Raw genomic sequence first — 4541 nt, forward strand, 5'->3', positions numbered from 1 at the left:
TGCATGAAGCGCACCCGCGGGTTGCCGCTGCGGCGCAGGACCTCGGTGGTCACCTGGTAGGGCGAGAGCTGCCGGATCCGCTCGGCCCATTTCTCCTTCGGCTCGCCCATGGACAGCCATACGTCCGTGTAGATGAAGTCCACGCCCTCGACCGCCTCGTCCACGCTCTCGGTGACCGTGACCCGCGCGCCGCTCTCGGCGGCGAGGGTCTTCGCCTCCGCCTGGATGTCGTCGTCTGGCCAGCATGCCTTCGGTGCGCACAGCCGTACATCCATGCCCATCTTGGCACCGCCGATGAGCAGGCTGTCGCCCATGTTGTTGCCGGCGTCGCCCAGGAAGGCGTAGCTCACGTCGTGCAGCGGCTTCTCGGCGTGCTCCTGCATGGTCAGGAAGTCGGCGAGGATCTGGGTCGGGTGGAACTCGTCGGTCAGCCCGTTATAGACCGGGACCCCGGCGTGGGCGGCCAGTGTCTCCACCACCTTCTGGCCGAAACCGCGGTACTCGATCGCGTCGTAGACGCGGCCGAGTACCCGCGCGGTGTCCTTCACCGACTCCTTGCTGCCGAGGTGCGTGCCTGTCGGCCCGAGGTAGGTGACGCGTGCGCCCTGGTCGTAGGCCGCGACCTCGAAGCCCACCCGGGTTCGGGTGGAATTCTTCTCGAAGATCAGGGCGATGTCCTTGCCCTGCAGGTTGGCCACCTCGGTGCCGGCGTACTTCGCCGTCTTGAGGTCGGCGGCCAGCTTGAGGAGGAAGGCGATCTCCTTTTGCGAATAGTCGCGCAGGGTCAGGAAATGCCGGTTCTTCAGGTTGAAGGCCATGGTTCGCTCCTCGCTGTTCAGGCCGGGTCGCGGGCGGTGGGGCAGCTCATGCAGTGACCGCCGCCGCGGCCGCGGCCGAGCTCGGCGCCGGGGATCGCCAGGACCTCGACCCCCGCCGCCTTCAGCGCGGCGTTGGTGTCGTCGTTGCGGTCATAGCCGATCACCACGCCCGGGCGCAGCGCGAGGACGTTGTTGCCGTCGTTCCACTGCTCGCGGGCGCGTTCCTCCTCGCTCTCGCCGCCGGTCGGTACGATCTGGAGGCGCCTGTAGCCGAGCACCTCGGCGACGATCTCGAAGATCGGCCGCGGGTCGCGGCGGAACTCGAGCGGTTTGTCCCCCGCGCCCGGGCGGATGTCGTAGCACACCAGCTCGTCGGCGACCTCCTTGAAGGTGGTGACCACGTCGCCGCCGCACAGCGTGAAGATCGTGTCCAGGTGCATCGACGCCCGTGAGCGCGGGATCTTGAAGGCCAGCACGCGCTCCGCGGCGCCGGCGGCGAACAGCGATACCGCGAGCTGGCCCACCGCCTGCGGCGAGGAGCGCTCGCCCATGCCCACGAGCACGGTGGCGTCGCCCACGGGCATGACGTCGCCGCCCTCCAGGGTCGCCAGCCCGTGCTCGCGTGTCGGGTCGCCCCAGTGGATGTTCACCCGGCCGGCGAAGGTGGGGTGATACCGGTAGATCGCGGTGTTGATCAGCGTCTCCGGCCGGCGGGCGGCCCAGTACATCGGATTCACCGTCACGCCGTCGTAGATCCAGGCGCTGTTGTCCCGGGTGAACAGCGCATTGGGCAGGGGCGGCAGGAGGAACCCGTGATGGCCCAGGTAGCTGCCGAACAGCCCGGTGAGCTCGAACGGTACCTCGTCGACGGTGAGCCCGCCGAGGAGGTGCTCGGCGAGCCGTGTCCCGGGCAGCTCGTCGAACCAGGCGCGCAGCTCGGAGAGCGCGCCGACGCCGATGTGGTCGGCGGTGACGCGATGATCGAGCACCCACGCCCTTGCCTCGGGGATGTCCAGGGTCTCCGCGAGCAGGTCGTTGACGTCGAGGACCTCGATCCCCTGCTCGCGCATGGTGGCCGAGAAGACGTCGTGGTCCTTCTGCGCCTGCTTGACCCAGAAGACGTCGTCGAAGAGCAGCTCGTCGCAGTTCGAAGGCGTCAGGCGGCGGTGGGCGAGGCCCGGGCGGCAGACGACGACCTGCCGGAGCGTGCCGGTTTCCGAGTGAACGCCGAGTGTTGTTGCGGTCATGTCAATGTCCCTCTAGACCAGGGTGCCGATGCTCAGTACGACCGAGATGAAGATCGTGAGCATCAGCAGCAGTGGCCAGATGAAGGCGATCCAGCGGTCGTAGGGCACGCGCCCGATGGCGAGGCCGCCGATCACCACGGCGAAGGTCGGGTTGATCAGGTTCACCAGCCCGTTCGCGGACTGGTAGGCGGTGACCACGAGCTCCCGGCCGACCCCGGCGAAATCCGACAGTGGGGCCAGGATCGGCATGGACAGCACCGCCAGCCCGGAGGAGGACGGCACGAAGAAGCTCATCGCCGCCTCGATCCAGAACATCAGGTTGATGAAGGCGAGCTGCCCGAGTCCGCCGAGGGTCTCGGCGGCGCTGTGCAGGATCGTGTCCGCGATCAGGCCCTTGTCCATGATCACGACGATGCCGCGGGCGAGGCCCACCACCAGGGCGACGCCCAGCAGATCGCGGGCGCCGTCGACGAAGCGGCCGGTGAGCTCCTTCTCGCCCATTCGCGCGACGATGCCGATGACGATCGCCGAGCCGAAGAACAGTGCGCCCATCCGCGCCATCCACCATCCCTGGGAGGACACGCCCCAGATCATCACCGCGAAGGTGAGGGCGAACAGCACCAGGACGATCGACTGGGTGGTGGTGAGCGTGGAGGAATGGCTCTGCTCGTCGTCGCCCCTGAGGAAGTAGGCCTTGTGCGCGGCGTGCTGTTTGGCGACGGCCGAGCGTGACGGGTCCGCCTTGACGCGCCGTGCATAGGCCATGACGTAGCCGATGCACAGCACCAGCCCGCCCAGGAGGATGACGAAGCGCAGCACGATGCCGGTGGTGAACGGTATCGAGGCCGCGTTGGCGGCGATGACGGTGGCGAACGGGTTGATCGTCGAGCCGAGCACACCGATGCCGGCGCCGATCATGATGACCGCCACGGCAGTGACCGTGTCGTAGCCCGCGGCGAGCATGACGGGGACCAGGATGCCGTAGAAGGCGAGCGTCTCCTCGGCCATGCCGTAGGTCGTGCCGCCGATGGCGAACAGGATCATGAGTATGGGGATCATCCATATCTCGTGACCGCGCAGCTTGCGCATGGCCTCGCGTATGCCCGTATCGATGGCGCCGGTTCCGTTGACGACGCCGAGGAATCCCCCCAGGAACAGCACGAACAGCGCCACGTCGATGGCGTTCGCCGCATAGCTGTCCGGATCGTAGAAGCCGGCGACGGGGGCGAGCATGACGTCGACGAAGCCCTGCGGGTTCGGCTCCACGGCCTGGTAGGTGCCGGGGACAGCGACCTCGCGGCCGACGGCCTCGTTCATCGTGCGTTCGTACTTGCCCGTGGGGATGACCCAGGTGAGCGCGGCCACGAGGACGATGAGAAGAAAGAGAACGGTATAGGCGGTCGGGAAACGAGAGGTGAGTTCCGGGTCCTTCTGCGACGGGGCGTTGGGGTCAGCAGACACGGCACTTCTCCTTGTGTTGACGCGCAATGCTGCGCCACGGGGCTTGTTGCGGCGAGGCCGGGTGTTTGTGTACCCATGGCAACAATAGGCGGAATGCGTCGGGGTGTCAGTTGACGCCGGTCAAGTCGTTAGCAATCTACCGGCATGCCGCGAGAGGTGCGGACGGCGCGCGGCAATACGCACGTGTACCGGCGGGCACGGGACGGTCCGGGGGGCGGTGAGGCGGTCGCGGCGCTGTGCCGCGGCGCAATACGCGGGGCCCGTCCCGGCCGTAGCGCCGGGACGGGCTGGTGCCGAAGGTGGTTCAGCCGGCGCCGAGGCGGCGCTGGGCCTCGCGGTACTTCTCAGCGGTGCGTTCGATGATCTCCGCCGGCAGGTGCGGTGCCGGGGCGGTCTTGTCCCAGTCCAGGGTCTCGAGGTAATCGCGGACGAACTGCTTGTCGAAGCTCGGCGGCGAGCCGCCGGGTTGGTAGGCATCCGCCGGCCAGAAGCGGCTGGAGTCCGGGGTCAGGGCCTCGTCGATCCACACCAGAGAGCCGTCGCCGTCGAGCCCGAACTCGAACTTCGTGTCGGCGATGATGATGCCGTGCTCCCGGGCGTAGTCCGCGGCCTCGGTGTAGAGGCGCAGCGTCGTCTCTCGCACCGCCGCCGCACGCTCCGTGCCAAGTTGCTCGGCAACGGCGTCGAAGGCGACGTTCTCGTCGTGCTCGCCCACCGCGGCCTTGGTCGAGGGGGTGAAGATGGGCTCCGGCAGGCGGTCCGCCTGGCGCAGGCCGGCGGGCAGCGGGATGCCGCAGATCGAGCCGCTCGCCTGGTAGTCCTTCCAGCCCGAGCCGATGATGTAGCCCCGCGCGATGGCCTCCACCGGCAGCGGCGCCAGGCGCCGCACCACCAGTGCCCGGCCCTCGACCTGGGCGCGTTCCGCCGGGTCCGGCAGGACGTCGGTGAGGGGTCTGTCGGCGAGGTGGTTGGGGACGATGTGGCGCAGCCGCTCGAACCAGAACCGCGACAGCGC

At 68.4% G+C, this 4541-nt stretch carries 4 protein-coding genes; all 4 read right to left on the reverse strand.

Annotated elements, in window-relative coordinates; translation table 11 throughout:
* Positions 1–818 (reverse strand): ornithine carbamoyltransferase (gene argF / locus G7A99_RS16095; protein WP_163142002.1); only part of this gene is annotated, 818 nt, incomplete at its 3' end.
* Between the two features lie 17 nt (positions 819–835).
* Complete coding sequence (locus G7A99_RS16100) at positions 836–2065, reverse strand: arginine deiminase (protein WP_163142005.1); 1230 nt, start codon at positions 2063–2065, stop codon at positions 836–838.
* A 12-nt stretch (positions 2066–2077) separates the two neighbouring features.
* On the reverse strand, positions 2078–3526 hold the full coding sequence (locus G7A99_RS16105) for a YfcC family protein (RefSeq protein ID WP_163142008.1): 1449 nt from the start codon (positions 3524–3526) through the stop codon (positions 2078–2080).
* A gap of 304 nt (positions 3527–3830) precedes the next feature.
* Positions 3831–4541: phosphoribosylaminoimidazolesuccinocarboxamide synthase (locus G7A99_RS16110; RefSeq protein ID WP_163142011.1), on the reverse strand; the 711-nt coding region annotated here is incomplete at its 5' end.

This window comes from Arhodomonas sp. KWT (assembly GCF_010993615.1).